At 39.0% G+C, this 14907-nt stretch carries 13 protein-coding genes; 11 read left to right on the top strand and 2 right to left on the bottom strand.

Going from position 1 to position 14907, the window contains the following annotated elements; genetic code table 11:
- Positions 1-81: 81 nt before the first annotated feature.
- From ACWNCI_RS06175 to ACWNCI_RS06130, 10 genes are all read left to right on the top strand, one after another.
- Positions 82-714, top strand: coding sequence for a hydrolase (locus tag ACWNCI_RS06175; RefSeq protein ID WP_346985109.1), 633 nt, complete (start codon positions 82-84; stop codon positions 712-714).
- A gap of 15 nt (positions 715-729) precedes the next feature.
- Positions 730-2115, top strand: a complete 1386-nt coding sequence (locus ACWNCI_RS06170; RefSeq protein ID WP_449387597.1) for an alginate export family protein — start codon at positions 730-732, stop codon at positions 2113-2115.
- A 241-nt stretch (positions 2116-2356) separates the two neighbouring features.
- A complete protein-coding gene (locus ACWNCI_RS06165; RefSeq protein ID WP_449387596.1) occupies positions 2357-3103 on the top strand; it encodes a M17 family peptidase N-terminal domain-containing protein in 747 nt (248 codons plus the stop codon).
- A 2-nt stretch (positions 3104-3105) separates the two neighbouring features.
- Complete coding sequence (locus ACWNCI_RS06160; protein WP_449387595.1) at positions 3106-4995, top strand: amidohydrolase; 1890 nt, start codon at positions 3106-3108, stop codon at positions 4993-4995.
- Between the two features lie 10 nt (positions 4996-5005).
- Complete coding sequence (locus ACWNCI_RS06155; RefSeq protein WP_449387594.1) at positions 5006-5431, top strand: DoxX family protein; 426 nt, start codon at positions 5006-5008, stop codon at positions 5429-5431.
- A gap of 1 nt (position 5432) precedes the next feature.
- Entirely contained in the window at positions 5433-5906 is a 474-nt protein-coding gene (locus ACWNCI_RS06150) for a Dps family protein (RefSeq protein ID WP_449387593.1), read from the top strand.
- Positions 5907-5910: 4 nt separating this feature from the next.
- Positions 5911-6576, top strand: coding sequence for a YoaK family protein (locus tag ACWNCI_RS06145; RefSeq protein ID WP_449387592.1), 666 nt, complete (start codon positions 5911-5913; stop codon positions 6574-6576).
- 124 nt (positions 6577-6700) lie between these two features.
- Positions 6701-8911 carry a tetratricopeptide repeat-containing sensor histidine kinase gene (locus ACWNCI_RS06140; protein WP_449387591.1) on the top strand — a complete coding sequence of 737 codons (2211 nt, stop codon included), beginning with the start codon at positions 6701-6703 and terminating at the stop codon, positions 8909-8911.
- Positions 8911-10260, top strand: coding sequence for a sigma-54-dependent transcriptional regulator (locus tag ACWNCI_RS06135; protein ID WP_449387590.1), 1350 nt, complete (start codon positions 8911-8913; stop codon positions 10258-10260). Before ACWNCI_RS06140 ends, ACWNCI_RS06135 begins: the two co-directional genes overlap by 1 nt.
- A gap of 177 nt (positions 10261-10437) precedes the next feature.
- Positions 10438-11076 carry a TMEM175 family protein gene (locus ACWNCI_RS06130; protein WP_449387589.1) on the top strand — a complete coding sequence of 213 codons (639 nt, stop codon included), beginning with the start codon at positions 10438-10440 and terminating at the stop codon, positions 11074-11076.
- 19 nt (positions 11077-11095) lie between these two features.
- Here ACWNCI_RS06130 and ACWNCI_RS06125 read toward each other — a convergent pair whose 3' ends face one another.
- Positions 11096-12673 (bottom strand): sigma 54-interacting transcriptional regulator, encoded by a 1578-nt coding sequence (locus ACWNCI_RS06125; RefSeq protein ID WP_449387588.1) that lies wholly within the window; start codon positions 12671-12673, stop codon positions 11096-11098.
- 189 nt (positions 12674-12862) lie between these two features.
- Between ACWNCI_RS06125 and ACWNCI_RS06120 the strand changes: the two genes are divergently transcribed.
- A complete protein-coding gene (locus ACWNCI_RS06120) occupies positions 12863-13213 on the top strand; it encodes a hypothetical protein (protein WP_449387587.1) in 351 nt (116 codons plus the stop codon).
- 67 nt (positions 13214-13280) lie between these two features.
- Here ACWNCI_RS06120 and ACWNCI_RS06115 read toward each other — a convergent pair whose 3' ends face one another.
- Entirely contained in the window at positions 13281-14711 is a 1431-nt protein-coding gene (locus ACWNCI_RS06115; RefSeq protein ID WP_449387586.1) for a sugar MFS transporter, read from the bottom strand.
- Positions 14712-14907: the final 196 nt, after the last annotated feature.

Here is a 14907-nt window from a genome sequence, read left to right as displayed (position 1 = left end):
CCCGATTGCCTGTGGCCAAGGTTGCGGGCAATTTTTTCTTCAGATTTAAAATAAAATACTTTAACAACCAAATAAACTTTTATGAAACCATCAACAAAACTATTATCTCCCGACAATCATGCCCTTGTACTGATTGATTTTGAAGGCCAGATGGCATTTGCCACAAAAAGCATCGCAATCAGTGAACTGAGAAACAACGTTGCCATCATCAGCGGAGCATCCAAAATTTTCAATGTTCCGACGATCGTGACAACGGTTGCCGAACAGAGCTTTTCAGGTCCTGTTTTTCCCGAAGTTCAGGAAGCATATCCTATGGAAACTTCAAACTATATCGACCGTACTACGATGAATACCTGGGAAGATGAAGCGGCTTATAAAGCGATTACAGGAACCAAAAAGCAGAAGCTTGTACTCGCCGGTTTATGGACTGGGGTTTGTATCGTAGGACCTGCCTTATCTGCATTGGAAGAAAACTATGATGTCTACGTCATTACCGATGCCTGTGGAGATGTAAGCGATGAAGCCCATGAGAGAGCTATTCAGAGAATGATCCATGCAGGTGTGAAACCTGTAACGTCTGTACAATATCTGCTAGAGCTTCAGAGAGACTGGGCCCGTCAGGAAACCTATGTAGCGGTAACTGACCTGATGAAAAAATACGGAGGTTCCTACGGACTTGGAATTCACTATGCTCACAATATGCTGAATCATTAATATTTAAAAATTAAAATGTTGAAGTCTTCATATTTCATATCCTGCCTCTCCGGAATTTTAATGGTTATCTTGTTTTCGGGAAAGATCTCTGCGCAGTCTTTTAAGCTGTTGAGATACGATGAAAACTATGAATATCTCAAAGATTCTGCAGACACTTTTTATAATAAGGTGAAATTTCTTCCGCTTAACAATGAGAAAAATATCTATCTGTCTTTCGGGGGAGAAGCACGCTATGAATATGTAGATTTCAACAATGAAGACTGGGGCAGGCTGAATATCGGGCACAATAATTTTTTCCTTCAACGGTATGATCTGCATGCAGATATTCATTTGGGAGAGCGTGTCAGAATATTTTCACAAGTGCGGAGTGCCTTGCAGAACGGAAGAAAAAATGGTCCACGAGGAATCGACGAAGATGAGCTGAGTATTCAGAATCTCTTTGTTGATGTTAAAGTTTTAAAGAATCAGGATAAAAACCTGGTGGTAAGGGTTGGAAGACAGGAACTGGATTACGGTTCCGGGCGATTAATATCTGTAAGGGAAGGTCCGAATGTAAGACTTTCATTTACCGGAGCCAAACTTATGTATTCCCAAAAGAATTTTTCTGTGGATGCATTTGCGATGATGGCAGACAGCATTAACGCCGGAGTTTTTGATAATACAATATCGAAACAGCTTAATCTTTGGGGAGCTTATTCTAAAATCATCTTTCAGAAAGCCGGGAATCTGGATATGTATTATCTGGGAATACGCAGGGATAATGCGGTTTTCGAAGCTGGAATTGCCAAAGAAAAACGACATACGTTTGGTGCACGTTTCTGGAAATATGGCGGAGGATTCATCTACAATCTGGAAGCCGCCTACCAGTTCGGGACTTTCGGAGATAAAGCGATCCGTGCATGGACAGGCTCTGTAGATCTCGGATATTTATTTGAAAATGTAAAGTTTAAACCCAGCATTAATCTCCGCAATGATTATATCTCGGGAGACCGCTCCAAAGATGACAATACGCTTCAAACCTTTAATCCTTTGTATCCTAAAGGCGGTTACTTCGGTTTCAGCCCGCAAATCGGGCCGGTGAACCTTATTGATATTCATCCTTACGTTACATTAGATCTTTCTTCAAAACTTAAAATGCAGGCCGATGTTGTGTTCAACTGGCGGTATTCTCTTCAGGATGGCGTCTACAGACCAAGCGGAGCCCTGAATCGTCCGGGCAGCAGCTCTGATAAAAGATATATCGGGACTGCATATTTAACCAATTTTACGTACAGCTTTAACAAATATATGGCATTGGTAAGCGGTATCCAGTATTTCAGGAAAGGGGCTTTCATTGAAGACATTATTCCCGGAGCCAAAAGCGGTATATTTTATAATATCCGTTTAGGCTTTAAATTTTAATTATCACTTAAAAAATTAACAACCTTGTTTAAACTTTCCATTTAACCGCAAAAGATGCAAAAGATTTAGATACTTTGAATTAAAAGTCAATCAACATCGAAAATATAGAACCCAATAGTCTAAAAATCTTTGATTTTTACTCTTTTGAGAACTTTGTTTATCTAAACTTTAAAATAGCCTTTTGTCTCTTTTGCGGTTAAATTTAAATTAGTTTAAAAATTAATTACTAAAACTATTTATTATGCAAAATGTAATATCAAAATATTTCGGAATCTCAAAAATATTACTCGTAGCAGTATTTGTAGGAGGTTCAATAACAAATCATGTTGCGGCTCAGCAAAAAGCAGAGGTAAAAACAGCTGTCGGGACAAAGAAAGTATGGGGAACAGTAGATGGTGTAACCATCGAAGGTTTGGTGAATGGTCCTTCTGCAGCGGTAGCAGATCTTCAGATTGCCTGCGTTTTTGAATATACGGAAGGCGATATTTTTAAATCTCCGGCGCTTCCTGCAGAACTGAACGGGATGGTACACTTAGATGAAGCATTGAAAGGAATCATCACTGAAGTAAGAAAAACCGGGAAATTCAAAGGCTATGCTTTGGAAACATTACTGATGGATCCACCAAAAGGAAGCATGGGTTCTAAAAAACTTTTGCTCATCGGACTTGGCGACAGAAATACTTTTGATGCCGAATTGATGAAAAAAGTAGGAAGCGTAGCCATGAGAGAAGCTTTAAGGCTGAAAATTCAGACCGTTTCATTTGCCAGTGACATTAAGGATGCAGGCATTGATTCTCCTACAGCGCTTGTTGCCGGAAATGTAGTGTTGGGGGCTTTTGATGCTTACCGCGCGCAGGCTTACCTGAATATTCAGCACGTATCGGAGAAAATGACCGTGAAAAAACTGATCTTATTGGCCGGACCTTCATTTTTTACCGTTGCCGGTGGCGGAATTAAAGATGCGATCGATCAACTTAATGCCAAATAACCATGACAGCAGATCTTATTTTATATAACGGAAAAATCCACAGCTTCAGCAATGAAGTTCAGGATATTTCAGCAGTTGCCATTAAAGAGGGAAAAATTATCGCAGTAGGAAATGACGGATTGACAGATCAGTTTGCCGGCGAAACGACTACAATCATCGATCTTAAAAAGAAAAGAGTAGTCCCGGGAATCAATGATTCGCATATTCACCTGATTCGTGGCGGACTGAATTATAATCTCGAGCTGAGGTGGGACGGTGTTCCTTCATTAGCCGATGCGTTGCGTATGCTGAAAGATCAGGTAGACCGTACGCCGTCTCCGCAATGGGTGCGCGTCGTTGGTGGCTGGTCAGAATTTCAGTTTGCGGAAAGAAGAATGCCGACGCTGGAAGAAATCAATGCGATTGCTCCCGAAACTCCTGTTTTTATTCTCCATCTTTATGACAGAGCATTGATGAACAGGGCCGCTTTGAAAGCAGTAGGCTATACCAAAAATACACCGGCTCCTCTCGGAGGACAAATCGAACGCAATTCCAACGGTGAGCCGACAGGACTGATCATCGCAACACCGAATGCCATGATTCTTTATTCAACTTTGGCCAAAGGTCCCAAGCTTTCTTACGAACATCAGCTGAATTCTACGAGACACTTTATGAAAGAGCTCAACCGTTTTGGGATCACGAGTGTTATCGATGCAGGAGGAGGTTTTCAGAATTTCCCGGATGATTATCAGGTGGTGAATGAATTGAATCAGAATAAACAGTTAACGGTAAGAATTGCCTATAATTTATTTACCCAAAAACCAAAGCATGAATTTGAGGATTTCAGCGAATGGATTGATACGGTAAAACTCTATCAGGGTGACGATATGTACCGTCACAACGGTGCCGGGGAGATGCTGGTTTTCTCTGCAGCAGATTTTGAAGACTTTTTACAGCCAAGACCCGATCTTCCGGAAAATATGGAGGAAGAATTGGAAAAGGTTGTTCGTTTGCTGGTTGAAAATCGCTGGCCTTTCAGGCTGCATGCTACTTATGATGAAAGTATCTCCAGGTTTTTAAATGTTTTTGAAAAGATCAATCAGGAGATTCCATTCAATGGTCTGCCATGGATTTTTGATCACGCGGAAACGATCAGCGAAAAGAATATTGAAAGAGTGAAAAATCTTGGTGGTGGTATCGCCATACAAAGCAGAATGGCTTATCAGGGAGAATATTTTACCGATCGTTATGGCTCAACAGCTGCTGAAAATACGCCGCCGGTAAAGAAAATGCTTGCCATGGAAGTGCCTGTTGGAGCAGGATCTGATGCCACAAGAGTGAGCAGCTATAATCCATGGGTTTCTATGTATTGGTTAACGGCTGGTAAAACGGTTGGCGGTCTTCAGCTGTATCAGGAATCAAGGCTGGACAGAGGAACAGCACTCGAACTTTACACCAAAGGAAGCGCGTGGTTTTCTCAGGAGCATCATAAAAAAGGAGACATCAAAGTAGGAATGTTTGCTGATCTGGCAGTCCTTGATAAGGATTATTTCACCATTGAGGAAGAAGATATTAAAAATATTGAAGCTGAAATGACGGTTGTAGATGGTAACATTGTTTACGCAAAAGGAGAGTTTTCATCATTTGCTCCGCCATCTGTTCCAATTCTTCCGGAATGGTCACCGACAAATCTGTATAATGGTTATTATCCTGTCGGGGGATACGCTCAGAAAGAAATTGAAAAGAATTCAAAGTCAGCGCATAAAGTACCGCTTACTTCCCAGATTCACAGTTGTGCCGGAAGTTGTGATGTTCATTCCCACAATCATGATCAGGCAAGGATGAGTAATTTGCCGGTAAATAATTATCATGCGTTTTGGGGAGCTTTAGGATGTTCGTGTTTTGCTTTTTAATTTAAAAACTATGGAAATTATACAACAGATTCTCCATTCGGATGTAGGATCATCATTTAACAATGCAGCGTTGCTGGCCTTCAGAATATTGCTGGGATTTGAACTTTTCAGGGTACACGGACTGAAGAAATTCAGACTGGAAAACGGAAAGAAGGAAGTTATTCCCAATCCTTTGGGACTTCCAGCGAAACTGAATGCTCTTGTGGCATCTTTTGCCGATCTCATAGTACCTTTTTTAATTATTCTCGGCTTAGGAACGAGACTCGCGGTACTTCCGACAATTGGTGTAACGGCTATCGGATATTTCATCGTTCACAGGAAAGATTCTCTTGAAGTGCGGGATGTCCCTTTCATGTACACATTGTCATTATTATTAATTCTTGCCTTAGGCGCAGGAACGTATTCACTTGATTATTATTTATTAAATACACTTTAAAATGAAAACTTCAATCGGAATTAAAAATGAAAATTTAGCAAAAGTTGCTGAAGTATTGGTTAAAGTATTAGCAGACGAATTTGTACTGTACACCAAAACAAGAAAAGCCCACTGGAATGTGGAAGGCGCGGATTTTTACAACAAACATCTGTTTTTTGAAGCTCAGTATCAGCAATTGGACGGTATGATTGATGATCTGGCAGAAAGAATAAGAATGTTGGGTCATTACGCACCAGCTACTTTGAGAGAATATCTTGAATTAACACACCTTTCGGAACATCATCTGGAAGCTAATGACAGTCTGATCTACATCAAAGAACTTCTTTCTGATCATGATAGCATTCTTATTCACCTTAGGGAAAATATCGATAATTTTGCTTCTGAATTTCATGATGCAGGAACCAGCGATTATATTACAGGCTTAATGGAAACCCATGAAAAAATGGCCTGGATGCTGCGCTCACATTTAAAATAAACATATGGAAATAAAAACGAATATAGGTTTTGTAACCTTACTTCTCACCATGATTGCCGGGTATTGTGATACGGTAACTTTCGTATCTGCAGATTCCATTTTTTCCGCTCATGTCACGGGTAACTTTATTGTATTTGCCTATCAGCTGATAAAAGGATCTGAGCTTAATGCGTGGGTAAAGCTGCTGACTTTTCCCGTATTTATTATGGCTGTGATTACAGGCGGAAGAATGGCGTACAGATTTACCAATCATTATTCCATTATGTTTTGGGAAGGCTTGCTATTGTTGTTAAGCGGAATTTTCGTAGCCATATTTACATACATGGGAATTTTTGAAAAATGGATGATGTATGCCGTAGTGATGGCTGCAGTATTTGCCATGGGATTACAGAATGCATTCGGAAAACTATATGCTAAAGAAACATACGGGCCAACTACTATGATGACGGGAAATGTAACACAGGCTTCTCTGGATTTCGGAAATTTACTGAGAAACGGATTTAAAGATCCTGAGGCAATAGCCAGTCTGAAAAAGCAGATGATAACCATCTTCGGATTTCTGACAGGATGTTTTCTGGGCGCCTTTGCCGGAAAGCAGTTCGGATTGGTAACGCTGATTGCTCCGGGAATAGTAATGCTGATCTGCTATTTTTATCACCGTAAAATTTAGCTTAAATTTACAATTAAACAGGATAATGAATTATCTTTAAAAAATGAAGTCCAATCGTTGTTTTTTCTGCAAAAATCCGTTGATGATTTGTTTTTCATTAACATTGATTCTTTTAAATATCTCTTTGAAAGCTCAGACAAAGGAAAATCCTTACCTGCTGTCGAAGCAAATATCTTCTTCAAAAAGTGATAATGAAAAGGCTAAATTATATCTCAGATTGGGAGAATATTATTTAACTAAAGCAGGAGAGGAGAAAAAAGATCTGGACAGTGCTGCTTTTTGTAATAAAGAGGCTCAAAAAATCGGTATAAAAACAGGGAATAAGATCATTAAAGGAAAGGTAATGCTCTTAAATGCCAAAATCGATAAAGAAAGCGGCAAATGGGACATTGCAATTTCCAAGATGAAAAAAATGGCGAATTATTTTGTTGCCAACAAAATGAATGAACAGGCGGGGGATGCGTACAATGAACTCTCTTATATGTACAATAATGATCAGGAAAATTTTGATACTAAAGTAAAGCTTAAAGAAAATGCAATAAAATATTTTACGCTGTCAAAGACTATGGAAAAAAAAGCTGCCGTATTGAAAGATCTGGCAGAATTATACAGCATAGCAGATGATCCTGATAAGTCGATAGAACTCCTTAAGCAGGCATTATCTGCTTATCAATCTGTGAAATACAAAGAAGTACAGTCCGTTTATAAGCTGTTATCTTTGGCAGAAGTTCAGAAAAGTAATTATAATGAAGCCCTGAAATACGCTCACCTTGCAGAAAAAACTGCTGAAAATGTAGGAGACCATTCCGTGGAAATGACTTCTATTTACAATCAGATAGGATTAGTTTATTATTATTTAAAGAAGAATCAGAACGCTTTGGAGTATTGGGATAAAGCTTTGGTAATTGCCAAAAAAAATAAAGATAAACCTTTTGTACGCCTTGTTGCTTCTAATATTTCAACGATGCTGATCAGGCAGAAAAAATTCGATGAAGGTATTGGAATGATTAAACAATATAAAAAGCTTTATCCACTTGATGATATTATGTTTGAAATGAGGGAAAATTATATTCTTTTTCATACGTACACTACACTGAAACAGATAAAGAATGCTGATGCCTATTATAAAAAGCTGGTAGAGTATTATGGAGAATACGGAGAATCGGGGGGCGGGCAAAATACTGTATTGCTCAGTTTTGCCATGTATCGTCTTTATAAAAAAAATTATCCGGCATTTTACAAAAGTGTAAAAATACTGGATTCCGTTAATGCTAAAACGGGAAATGATATGGTGCGTTCGCAGAATTATCTGCTTTGGTTTAAAGCAGACAGTACCAGGGGTAAATATCAGGATGCGATCACGCATTATCAGTTGTACAAAAAACACGCGGATTCTGTATCTAATGGGGAAAAGATGAGACAGATCAACAGCCTTCAGGTTCAGTTTGATACCGAACAGAAAGACAAGAATATTCAATTACTGACTCAAAAAGGGAAACTGCAGGAAGCACGTATCGGCACAGACAATATTCTGCGATACGTTTTTATGGGAAGTATCATTGTCCTTATCCTTTTTGCTGCGCTTTTGTATAACCGCTCCAGGCTTAAAAACCGGGCTAACAAAAACCTGGAACTGAAACGTCAGCAGATCGATGAGCAAAACGAGCAGCTCAAAAAGCTTCTTTCTGAAAAAGAATGGCTTCTGAAGGAAATTCATCACCGAGTAAAAAATAATTTACAGATTGTGATAAGCCTTCTGAATACCCAGTCTGCTTATCTTGATAATGAAGATGCTTTGTTGGCTATCCAAAACAGCCAGCACAGAATGCACGCGATGTCGCTGATCCATCAGAAACTTTACCAGTCTGATAATCTGGCAACCATTGATATGTCATGGTACATTTATGAGCTTATTAACTACATTAAAGAATGCTATTCTTCAGAAAAAAACATCAGCTTTGTCATGGATATCGAGAAGATATTTCTTGATGTTGCTCAGGCGGTTCCGCTGGGGCTTATTCTTAATGAGGCAGTAAACAATACCATTAAATATGCATTCCCCGTAAGCAGAAAAGGGGAAGTTCAGGTTTCATTTAAAAAGACCGAAAAAGACAATTACAGACTTATGATTTCTGATAACGGAATAGGACTCCCTGACGATTTTAATATCGATGAAACAGAATCTCTCGGAATGAATCTCATGCGCGGTCTTACCGATCAGCTGGACGGAAATTTTAGCCTTGAAAGCAAAAACGGGTTAAAAATAATAATCAATTTTAGAAAAAATACAGATATTGACAGTCAGGATTCAGACTTTGATATCGTAACAGAATAATGAAAGAAAAAATTTTAATTGTAGAAGATGAATTCATCGTGGCCAATGATCTTAAGCTTATGCTCAAAAAAGCAGGGTATCAGGTCACAGGAATAGCTTCTTCTGTAATACAGGCAAGGAAATCTATTGAAGAAAAAAGACCGGATTGGGTGCTTATCGATATTATGCTGAAAGGCAACCTCACCGGGATTGATCTTGCATGGGAATTGCGCAAGATTAATTTACCTTTTCTTTATATTTCTGCCAATACCAATCAGTCTATATTGGAGGCGGTTAAAGAAACGCAGCCCTACGGATTTATGGTGAAACCTTTCCGTGAACGAGATCTTATCGTAATGCTTGATATTGCAAAGTATCGGTTTGATATTGAAAAAGGTTCCAGTGTCTCACAAGTTTCAGGAATACAGGAAATAGAAGGAATCATCGGAAAAAGTGAAGCTCTTCGGGATGTGGTTGAAAAAATAAGAGTGGTTGCCCCTACAGACACTTCGGTTCTTGTGGTAGGAGAGAGTGGTACGGGAAAAGAAAAAGTTGCCCATTCTGTACATGATCTTTCGGGGCGTAATCAAAACCCAATTATCATAGTAAACTGCGCGGCATTGCCACATTCCCTCATCGAATCAGAACTGTTTGGCCATGAGAAAGGGAGCTTTACAGGCGCTAATACCATGAGAATCGGAAAATTCGAGCAGGCTAATGGAGGAACAATATTTCTGGACGAAATCGGGGAACTTCCACTTGATTCTCAGGTTAAACTGTTGAGGGTTTTACAGGAAAAGGAAATCGAACGTCTTGGAAGCAATACAACCATAAAAGTAAACGTAAGAGTTGTAGCAGCTACTAATCGTTCGCTCGAAAAAGAAGTAGCAGAAGGAAGATTCAGGCTGGATTTATATTATCGTCTGAATGTATTCCCGATAGAACTGCCCCCACTTAGAGAACGAAAAGAAGATATTGAACTGCTTGCCCATTTTTTCCTGAAAAAATATGCGGCTGCTTCAAAACGAAACATCAACTCAATAAGTAATAAAGCAATCGAACAACTTTTGAATTATCCCTGGCCGGGAAATATCAGGGAGCTTGAACATCTTATGGAAAGGACTGTTCTTCTGACAAGAACATCAGAAATTGAAAGCTTTGATCTTCCGAAAGTAATGGAACAACAAAACGGATCTTCAGGAATATTAAAATCGATGGAGGAAATGGAGAGAGATCACATCATGAATGCCCTTGAAAGCAGTGGCGGAAAAGTTTCCGGATTAGGAGGAGCAGCCGAACTTCTGAAAATGCAGCCTCAAACTTTATATTCTAAAATGAAGAAGCTGGGAATTGATAAAGGATATAAATAAAGTCTGAGGATCAGTAAATTCAATAGAAGCGGTTATTATCCTGAGCCTGTCGAAGGAAGCCGCTTATCGTTAAATGTAAAATAAAGGCTTTAGCCGAAACATCATTCAAAACAATTCACTTATTCAATAAGCGAAGCATTATCTGTGTATAATCATTAACATTAAATCACATCAACTATGGAAAAAGAAACCGTACGAATCGAAGGCTTCAGCGATGCTGTTTTTGCCATTGCCATTACACTTTTAGTGCTGGATCTTCATATGCCGGAAGAAAATTCTGTGAAAAGCGGTCATGATCTGCTCATCTTTCTTAAAAACCAATGGCCTGCATTTTTAGCATTTCTCCTTTCGTTTTTCAGTATTTTTATCATGTGGGTAAACCATCATAAAATCTTCAAACAGATCTACAGCCGCAATTCCGGAATTATGTTTTCCAACGGGCTGATTCTCTTTCTGGTTTCTGCTGTGTCATATCCTACCTCTCTGCTGGCAAGATTTTTCAATGGTGAGGCATCTTCTGTCGTTGTAGGAATTTATACAGGAACATTCGTACTGATTAATCTTGCTTATAATCTTCTTTGGTTTCTGGCAAGCCGGAATAAAGAACTGCTTCGCCCGAGAATCAGCGATGTAGCTATACGGAAGATACAGAACAATTATCTGTATGGATTTCCGATTTATCTGCTGGCATTGCTATTTTCTTTCACCATTCCTGCTGCTGCATTGATTATTATTCTAGGGCTGTGGATTTTCTGGGCTTTATCATCCGGAAAAATAGAAATGGGAATTAACAAAGAAATGGGCGCTGAGTCTTAATCCTTACTGTTTAAAAGATTTAATCTTTAGGTTTAAAATAATGTTGCTTATGGATGCCGAGTTTCTGCATCTTTGAGATCAGTGTGGTGGAAGGAAGTCCCAGCAAAACCGCTGCGCCCTGTTTACCTGAAATACGACCATTACACTTTTCGACAACCTTCAGGATATGTTCTTTTTCAATCTGATGAAGCGTTTTAATCTGCCATTTCTCTGAAGTTTCCTGCTGAAGATCAGGGACTTTCGGAAAGATCATTTCTTTGATAATATTATCTTTTGCGGTGATGATGCTTCGCTGAACCATATTTTCAAGCTCGCGGATATTTCCCGGCCATGGATTGCGACACATTTCCTGCAATACGTTCTGTGAAAATCCGGTGATCTTTTTCCCGGTTTTCTTATCATGCTTTTCCAGGAAATAGGTTGCCAGAAGAGGAATGTCTTCTTTTCGTTCTCTAAGTGGTGGCAGCTCTATCGGGAATACATTCAGCCTGTAATACAGGTCACTTCTGAATCTCCCTTCTGCCACTTCTTTTTCCAGGGAACGGTTTGTAGCGGCAATGATTCTTACATCAACTTTAATCCTTTTATTTCCTCCGATTCTCTCCACTTCTTTTTCCTGCAGTACCCGAAGCAGCCTTCCCTGCAATTCCAAAGGAAGCTCTCCGATCTCATCAAGGAAAATCGTACTGTTGTTCGCCTGCTCGAATTTCCCCTTACGCTGTTCCGTAGCACCCGTAAAGCTCCCTTTCTCATGTCCGAACAATTCCGATTCGATGAGGTTGGAAGGTATAGCTGCACAATTGATTCTTACCATTTTTTTATGTGAAGCCGGGGAAAGATCATGGATGGCCTGTGCGATCAGTTCTTTTCCCGTTCCCGTTTCTCCGTAAATTAAAACTCCTGACTGTGAAGGGGCAACCATAGAGATCTGCTCATATATTTTTTGCATCACTGCACTTTCTCCGATAATTCCCTGAAAACCTTTCTGAAACTTTGTTTCCGTCTGTTCCTTTTCTTCGGCAGATACTTTTAGCGAACCTGCCATTTGTAAAATCTGAATAGTACGTATGCTAATCGCCAATTGTGTAGAAACTGCAGTGAGTATTCTTTCCGGAATATCTTCAGAAGTCAGAAAGTTTTTATAAAGAAGAAAAAACACGCTTTCCTGTCCGTGAAATGAAGGCAGTGCGAGTCCTACAGCAATACGCATTCCTGTATTCTTTGAGGCAAGCACGGAAGAGATTTCCTGATTGCTTTTGTCAATGAAATTTTTAAGATCAAACACGATAGGTTCTGCAGATCGCAGGCACTGACTGAGGATGTCATCTTTTGGATGGTAGAGAACATGATTCTGATATTTCCTGTCAGCGAAGCTACTGTGGAAAGTTTTAAATCCTTTCTCATCTTTATCACAGTTTAGAATGATAATCTCATCATATTTCAGTACCTCTTTAAAATGATTTTTCAATGCCGCGCCAAACTGAGAAAGATCCAGCGACTTCGACAGTGCCATATTCACAGCCGATATGCTCGACTGCTCTTTCTGCATTTCCTGAAGTCTTTTGGTAAGTAAGCGATTCTGATCAGATGTATCCATTTCCCTCGATTGAAAGTTTAAAGATAATGAAATTGCTTTTTATTTGTAATCTTAATGACAAAAGAGTATGTTAATAATATATGAGAAATTCTTGTGCTCGCGCCAGCATTGAGAAGTGTTAAAAAAAGGTTATTTTTTTATCAGCAATCAAATTTATTTGTTCTTTTGTAGAAAATACAAAATAGGAAAATGATAAAAAGTCTAAAAATTACCGGAGTATTTCTGCTCTTGCTTTGCTCACAACAAATCTTCTCTCAGCAAAAATCAGATGATGATGTTTTGAAATTCAAAAGTGAAAACACCAATAGAAATTTAAAAGATAAAACAACCGTTTTTACAGGAAATGTTTCTTTATCATCAAAGTCCATCAGCTTTGAAAATGCAGAAAAGGTAAGTGTTGATGAGATAACAAACGAAGTGAAAATTTACAAGCCAAAGAATTTTAAGATTATTCATGTTGACAGTTTAATGAAAATAGGAGAAAAGTCGGATGATGATGTCATTGTTTATAATACCAAAACAAAGACCCTTTCAATGTAATTTTTTATTGAAATAAAAAACAAAAACCTGCCAAACGGCAGGTTTTTCCCTTATATAAAAATAATATTTAATGTCCTGATTTTGCATCGGTATCTTGCTTTACATGTCCCAGATATTTGGTACAGTAAGCTCCGAAAATCAGAATCACGACATAGCAGAATACCGGAATGATAAACGAATGCTGCACTCCGAAAACATCAGCAAGGTATCCCTGGAAGATAGGAACGATGGCTCCTCCCAAAATAGCCATTACAACTAACGAAGAACCCTGACTGGTATATTTACCCAATCCTGAAATAGCCAGTGTATAGATATTTGAGAACATAATAGAATTGAAAATTCCGATTCCTAAAATACTGTACATCGCCATCTCACCATGATTTAACATAGCGGAAATTAACAGAACGACATTCACTGCCGCAAAGATGGATAGCGTTCTTGCCGGAGCTGCTTTTCCGATAAAAAATGCAATAAAATTTAATGCAATAAATACAAGGAAGAAGCTGATCTGTGCAAAAGTAAGATCTACAATACTGAAGATCACCAAAAACACAGCCGCTGCTGCTCCCAGCATATACAATGCTTTTTTACCCTGACTGAGAGAATGGTTCAATGAAATAGCCCCTAAGAAACGCCCGATCATCGCCCCGCCCCAGTATAGGGAAAGATAGTTTTTACTCACCACTTCGGATAAATTCATCACCTGAGGCTGCTCAAGGAAACTGATGATAAAGCTTCCCACGGCTACTTCTCCGCCCACATAGCAGAACATGGCTACCACTCCAAAGATGAGATGATTATGTTTCAGGGCTCCAAAGCCTTTAACAATTTCTTCACCTTTTACCTGAAAATCAGGAAGCTTCACTCTTGAAATCAACAAAGCTACCAGTAAAAGAATACCTGCAAAGATCAGATAAGGAATCTTAGTCGCTGCCGCCGAGAAAGAGCCGTCCGGAGCAGAAAACAATTCGAAAATCAGATGTCCGCCCAACACCGGTGCGATCGTTGTTCCGAAAGCATTAAAAGCCTGGGTCATATTCAGTCTGCTGGACGCCGAATCTTCCGGCCCAAGCAGGGAAACATAGGCATTCGCAGTGATCTGCAGGACTGTAAATCCTAATCCTAGAATGAACAGTGCTCCTAAAAATAATCCATACGAAGCAAAACTTGCCGCAGGATAAAATAGAACGCAACCTAATGCTGCAAGAAAAATCCCGAAAAGGATTCCTTTTTTATAGCCCACTTTATCAATCGGGTCGCCCTGTGTGGTTGATATTAAAAAATAGATCAGCGAACCGATAAAATAAGCCCCGAAGAAACAGAACTGTACCAGCATTGATTCGAAGAATGACAGGCTGAAGAGCTGTTTCAGATAAGGAATCAGGATATCATTCATGCAGGTGATAAATCCCCACATGAAAAATAGAAGGGTGATGGTTATCAGAGGAACCGTATAGTTCCTGCCGGTAGTCTTTACATCATTGATCATAACATTCATTTATTTAAAAAAGTGGTTAAAGATACCTATTTTACCGATAAAATCTTAATTTGAGATAATAAACTTATCATGAAAAACCATTTATTCTGATATAAAACATTAAGAAGCTGAGCAATTAAATTTAGAACAAGTTTATGGGGGTATAAAGCATTGAATTAAATAAGATTTAAAAACTGCAGCCTCTCTAATGTTATAT

It is taken from the genome of Chryseobacterium lineare, from assembly GCF_977014045.1.
The sequence above is the reverse complement of the archived record's forward strand: the minus strand, read 5'-3'. Positions and strand labels throughout refer to the sequence as shown.

Bases quoted from the DNA above. Each gene is read 5' to 3' on its own strand.
- ACWNCI_RS06175 (WP_346985109.1), top strand. From the start codon at position 82: ATGAAACCATCAACAAAACTATTATCTCCCGACAATCATGCCCTTGTA.
- ACWNCI_RS06170 (WP_449387597.1), top strand. From the start codon at position 730: ATGTTGAAGTCTTCATATTTCATATCCTGCCTCTCCGGAATTTTAATG.
- ACWNCI_RS06165 (WP_449387596.1), top strand. From the start codon at position 2,357: ATGCAAAATGTAATATCAAAATATTTCGGAATCTCAAAAATATTACTC.
- ACWNCI_RS06160 (WP_449387595.1), top strand. From the start codon at position 3,106: ATGACAGCAGATCTTATTTTATATAACGGAAAAATCCACAGCTTCAGC.
- ACWNCI_RS06155 (WP_449387594.1), top strand. From the start codon at position 5,006: ATGGAAATTATACAACAGATTCTCCATTCGGATGTAGGATCATCATTT.
- ACWNCI_RS06150 (WP_449387593.1), top strand. From the start codon at position 5,433: ATGAAAACTTCAATCGGAATTAAAAATGAAAATTTAGCAAAAGTTGCT.
- ACWNCI_RS06145 (WP_449387592.1), top strand. From the start codon at position 5,911: ATGGAAATAAAAACGAATATAGGTTTTGTAACCTTACTTCTCACCATG.
- ACWNCI_RS06135 (WP_449387590.1), top strand. From the start codon at position 8,911: ATGAAAGAAAAAATTTTAATTGTAGAAGATGAATTCATCGTGGCCAAT.
- ACWNCI_RS06130 (WP_449387589.1), top strand. From the start codon at position 10,438: ATGGAAAAAGAAACCGTACGAATCGAAGGCTTCAGCGATGCTGTTTTT.
- ACWNCI_RS06125 (WP_449387588.1), bottom strand. From the start codon at position 12,673: ATGGATACATCTGATCAGAATCGCTTACTTACCAAAAGACTTCAGGAA.
- ACWNCI_RS06120 (WP_449387587.1), top strand. From the start codon at position 12,863: ATGATAAAAAGTCTAAAAATTACCGGAGTATTTCTGCTCTTGCTTTGC.
- ACWNCI_RS06115 (WP_449387586.1), bottom strand. From the start codon at position 14,711: ATGAATGTTATGATCAATGATGTAAAGACTACCGGCAGGAACTATACG.